Below are 5,123 nucleotides of genomic sequence, written 5' to 3'. Positions count from 1 at the left end.
AAACACTCTCCATCTGCATAGGCACCTTCGTAGTCATGGGCATAGCGATAGCCTTCAATGTAGCCTAAATCTTTCATTAACTTTGTAGGAGCGTTTCTAAGATAAATAGGCACATCAAGAGTACCATGCTCTCTTGCATCCTCTCGTGCCTTGTTAAAAGCAAGATACAGACGGTTACTCTTTGGAGCTAGTGCACAGTATACTGTAGCCTCGGCAATAGCTCTTTCGCCTTCAGCAGGACCTACCCTATCATAAATATCCCATGCATTTAGACATATCTGCATTGCCTTTGGATCTGCAAGACCAATGTCCTCTGTTGCAAATGCTAGCAGTCTTCTTGCAACATATAAAGGATCACCACATGCCTCAAGAATTCTTGAATACCAGTATAAAGCCGCATCAGGAGCTGAGCCTCTAAGTGACTTATGATAGGCACTTATAATCTCATAATATGAATCACCGCCCTTGTCATAGTTGACAAGTCTTCTGCCTGCCACTGCAGCTAGCATTGAAAGAGTAAGAATTCTTGTACCGTCTTTTGAAAGTGCGGCAAGATCTGAAGCCATTTCAAGAATATTCAGTAGATACCTAGCATCACCAGATGCAAGATCAATAAGAGCCTTTTCTACACCTTCTGCAAGTTTGAGATTACAGCTTTTAAGCCCCTTTTGAGAGTTTACAGCGATATCAATGAGTTTTTTAGATTCATCATCATTCAGTTTCTGCAGAACATATACTCTTGCTCTTGATAAAAGTGCAGAATTAAGTGAAAAGGACGGATTCTCGGTTGTTGCTCCGATAAAAGTTATGGTTCCGTTTTCAATATGTGGCAAGAACGCATCTTGCTGAGACTTATTGAAGCGATGAACCTCATCTACAAAAAGAATTGTTCTTATACCGCTTTTCTTTCTAAGCTCAGCTCTTGAAATAGCATCTCGTATGTCCTTTACACCTGAGGTAACGGCAGGTAACTGCTCAAATATAGCTGAACATGCCTTTGCAAAAAGCAATGCAAGTGTAGTTTTACCAACACCTGGAGGTCCCCAGAGTATCATTGAATAGCACTGACCTTTGTCATACATTGCTCTCAATGGTTTGCCAGGAGATAAAAGATGTGACTGACCTATATACTCATCAAGACTTGAAGGTCTGAGTCTTGCTGCAAGAGGAGCAAACTCATCGCTTATAGATGAGCTTTCAACTGAACCTTTTGTAAGTGATTCGTCAAAGGCTGCAAATAAATCAGTATTATTTTCGCTGGTCATCTATCTGTGCATCATCTGGAATAGTGTATGAAAAATCACTGTCTGTAAGTGTAGAGCTCTGTTCTGTGAGCTTATAAACAGTAGTGTTTCCATCAGCCATATTTAAAGTAAGTTCATTTATACGGCTGTTGTCAAAGCACAAAGTAATCTTGCTTACAGTCTTATCTTTAAGTGGAGTCAGGCTGTAGCATTTTCCTAGAGACTGAACCTTGTATTGAGACCACAGCTTTTTATCTGAAGAGTTTAACAGCATAAAAGGTGATGTATACAGATCCTTTTTTGAAAACACAGTGGCCTGATTTACAAATGCATCGTAATAAACCACAGATGAGCCTTTTGTATAAAGAACTGTTTCATCAGGCTCCATTGTATGCATCATAAAATGAGATGGTCTCTTTAGCTTTAAAGATCCACTCTGAACTGATACTACAGTTCCCTTGGCATTTTTTGTCTGAGAAGAGAATGTGGCTGAAATAGAATTTCTGCTTCCAAGCATTTTAATGAGTTCCAAAGAATCATCAGCCTGTACCGTGCACGCTGCAGTCATTAGCGCTGCAACCATTAAGATTTTCTTCATTCTTACTCCCACAGAAGATATCCTTTTGAATCAATGATACCCTGTTGTTGCAACTGTCTGTGAATATTTCTTGCTCTAACAAAGCCAACCTTAAGTTCAGACTGAAGCTCAGTTACAGAAATACCCTTCTTAGTGTTTGCACAGTACATTCTTGCATGCTCTACAGCAAGATCAAAATATCTGTCTAACTCCTGATCCTTTGGCATATCATCTAAATCATCAGGCTCATCATCTTCAAGAGTTGTGACATCTTCAATATATTCAGGATCACCTGCTCTCTCAATCCATGAATTTACAACTGCATGAACATCATCAGTACTTGCATAAGGACCGTGAGCTCTGAACAGCTGATTATTCTTGAGCTGCTGATACTTGACCATCATGTCACCGTTGCCTAAAAGATTTTCTGCACCAGTCTCATCAAGAATAATTCTAGATTCCATACCGTTTTGTACAGTATATGCAATTCTTGATGGAAGATTTGCTCTGATAGTACCGGTTACAATCTCTGAACGAGGAGTCTGAGTTGCAAGAATAATATGGATACCTGCAGCTCTTGCCTTACCTGCAAGTCGGCCAATCATCTGATCAAGTGCCTGATCACCTTTCTTTCCTGATGAACCTGATACTGCCATTAAATCGGCAAACTCGTCAATTACAAGTACGATATATGGTAGAGGTTTTAGCTCTTTTGGCTCACCACCCATATCAGCAGTCCATACGGGATCATATACCTTTCTGCCCTGTGCATTTTCTGAACGGATAAGATCATTACACTGTGAAATCTTAGCAACATGCAGTAAAGATAACAGTTTGTATCTACGCTCCTGCTCCTTGATAAGCCATGATACTGAAGCTACAGCCTGAAGTGGATCTGTAATGATTGGGCAAATCAGATGTGGCAGAGAATGATACTGAGTAAACTCTACTGTCTTAGGGTCAATCATAATCAGACGCATATCTGCAGGTGACTTTGATAACAGTAAGGATACTAGCATTGAGTTAAGACCTGCTGACTTACCTGAACCTGTTGTACCTGCAATCAGAAGATGCGGAGCTGATGCAAGATCAGCAACAATAGGTCTTCCAATGGTATCAACACCCATACACATAGGCAGGTAAGCCTTTGAGGTTGCAAACTCTTCAGACTGCACAACATCACCAAGTGTAATCATCTTTCTTCTGTCGTTTGGAACTTCAACACCAACGAAGCTTGTGCCGGCAACAGATTTTAGGATATTGATCTTATCTGTCATCAGAGTTCTCTGCAGATCTTCTGTTAATCTGCTGATAGCCTTTAAGCTTACACCTCTTTCAAGATTCAAATCGAATCTTGTAACAACTGGGCCAGACTCAAAATTAGCTACATTAGCTTTAACATTGAAGTCCTTCATGAACTGATCGATTTTTGAAATCTTTGCTTCAATCTCATCATCGATTGAGTAGTTCTCGTTGTTAGAACGAGTCAGAAGAGAGAATGGAGGTCTCCAGCTGTCATAGTATCTTGTAGGAATTGTTTCTGTTGACTGTGAATAGGTAACAGTAGGAATCTTTCCTATAGGAGCACGCTGTGAAGTGTTGAAGCTTCTAGGTACGTTACCTGAGATGGAGCTCATATTTTCAAATGGAGGATTTGTTACCACCTTGTCATATGATTGAGAAGATGAAGCTGATGAATATGAATTTACAAGGCCAGATGAACTTTGAGTCTGAGCATGATTTTCATTTTGCATCTCATTATTATGAACATCGTTATTAGAGCTTACAGCTGCATTTAGTGTCTGTGAAGCTACAGTATATGCTGAACTGGTTTCTGTATTGCTTCTGACAGAAGGAGTCTGACTAGAATTTACACCTCTTGAAGCATAACGATACTTGTCATAGCTATCATCTGACTCTTTTATTAATGACTCAGAGCTCTTTAAAAGTTTTCCATCATCAGTTTTCTTGAACTCTGGTGGCAGAGAATTTACCTTTATCTGTGTAGAGGTATTATCCTCGTTTGTAAGATCATCAAAACTGATAATATTCTGATCACTTTCTGATACAACGGTATGATTTACACTGGTTTCATACTTCTGACTTTGATTGCTCATAGAATCAGTCTGATCAGAATTCTGAGTAAACTTACCTGACATACCATCTGAATTTGATGTCACATTCAGTTTTGGTGTAGATGTTGTTCTGATAATTACAGTGCTTACCTCTGAGCGTCTCATAGGGCTGCCTACTGTTTCTTGCTGTGTAATATTATCAGCACCTGCCTTGTAAACAACATGTCCCTGACTGTCATCATTCTGAACTTTTCTTACTGGTTCAAAAATATCATCTGAAGCGACTGCAAGTCTTGTAATAATGGTTTTTCCACCATTATCTTTAGGCTCTTGCAAATCATCCTTTTTTTCTGTGATGTTTGAACCTACTGCAACACCATTAATTACAGTCTTTGGACCTTCTTTGCTTTGTGATGAACTGTGTGTGTCAGATATATTGTTTGTCTGCACAGCGTTTTGAATTGCACTATTGTTTTCAGATGCAAATACTGCTGTTGCTTTTTGCTCCTCAATATTTTTTGCAATACGGTTAGAACCGAATGTTGCAGGAAAATTGTTCTCTTGCTTTACGAAGCTGTCGTTCTGTCTTAAGAATGAAGGATCTGTTGGAACTCCAAAAGCAGAAAACTTTGGTTCAACACGGTTTGTAAGGGAGCTTCTACCTTTAGAAACATTCTTCAGCTGTGGCTGTTTTGCAGCAATTTCACTTAGTGTTTCAGCCTTGTCATTATTCTTCTCTTTCTCTTCACTCTGAGTTTTAATTCTTGTAAACAGACCTGATAAGAATCCACCACTCTGCTCTTTTTCGTGCTCATGGATCTGATCTAGATATTCCTTGTTGAGATGATTATTTAAAGAATGAACCTGCTCATTATCACTGTTAACTACCTGTATACCCTTGGTCATTTCAGGAGTCTGCTCTGGAAGACTGCCAACAGAAGTCACATCAGAGATGTTAAGGTCAGAATTATGCTTGCTCATCTGATTATGATCTTCAAATAGTGAAGTCTCAACCTTTCGTCCTGTGATTCTGTTATAAACAGCAGTCAGAAGATTACCTATATTATCTATGTACCAGACTGGTGATTTGAAGGTAAAGAGAAATAGACCGCCAAAGGTAACAAGCATAAGCAGAATTCCTGATATAGGGAATCCAAACTTGTTAAAGAAATACAAAAAGAAAAAATCACCCAGCAGTCCACCAAAGGATGGAGATAAGGCTGAGAG

Annotated in this window: 3 protein-coding genes; all 3 read right to left on the bottom strand. The window is 39.3% G+C overall.

The window, feature by feature from the left end; genetic code table 11:
- The coding region (locus tag ACJML3_RS04040; protein WP_406020848.1) for a replication-associated recombination protein A at positions 1-1,265 on the bottom strand (1,265 nt) is incomplete at its 3' end.
- The gene (gene lolA, locus ACJML3_RS04035; RefSeq protein ID WP_406020846.1) at positions 1,249-1,842 is read right to left on the bottom strand and encodes an outer membrane lipoprotein chaperone LolA; all 594 of its coding nucleotides are present in this window, start codon (positions 1,840-1,842) and stop codon (positions 1,249-1,251) included. The genes lolA and ACJML3_RS04040, both read right to left, overlap by 17 nt.
- A gap of 2 nt (positions 1,843-1,844) precedes the next feature.
- The coding region (locus ACJML3_RS04030; RefSeq protein ID WP_406020844.1) for a DNA translocase FtsK at positions 1,845-5,123 on the bottom strand (3,279 nt) is incomplete at its 5' end.

It is taken from the genome of Succinivibrio sp., from assembly GCF_045124615.1.
Lineage (GTDB): Bacteria > Pseudomonadota > Gammaproteobacteria > Enterobacterales > Succinivibrionaceae > Succinivibrio > Succinivibrio faecicola.
The sequence above is the reverse complement of the archived record's forward strand: the minus strand, read 5'-3'. Positions and strand labels throughout refer to the sequence as shown.

Excerpts from the sequence above, each read along its gene's own strand:
- lolA (WP_406020846.1), bottom strand. The coding sequence starts at position 1,842 with ATGAAGAAAATCTTAATGGTTGCAGCGCTAATGACTGCAGCGTGCACG.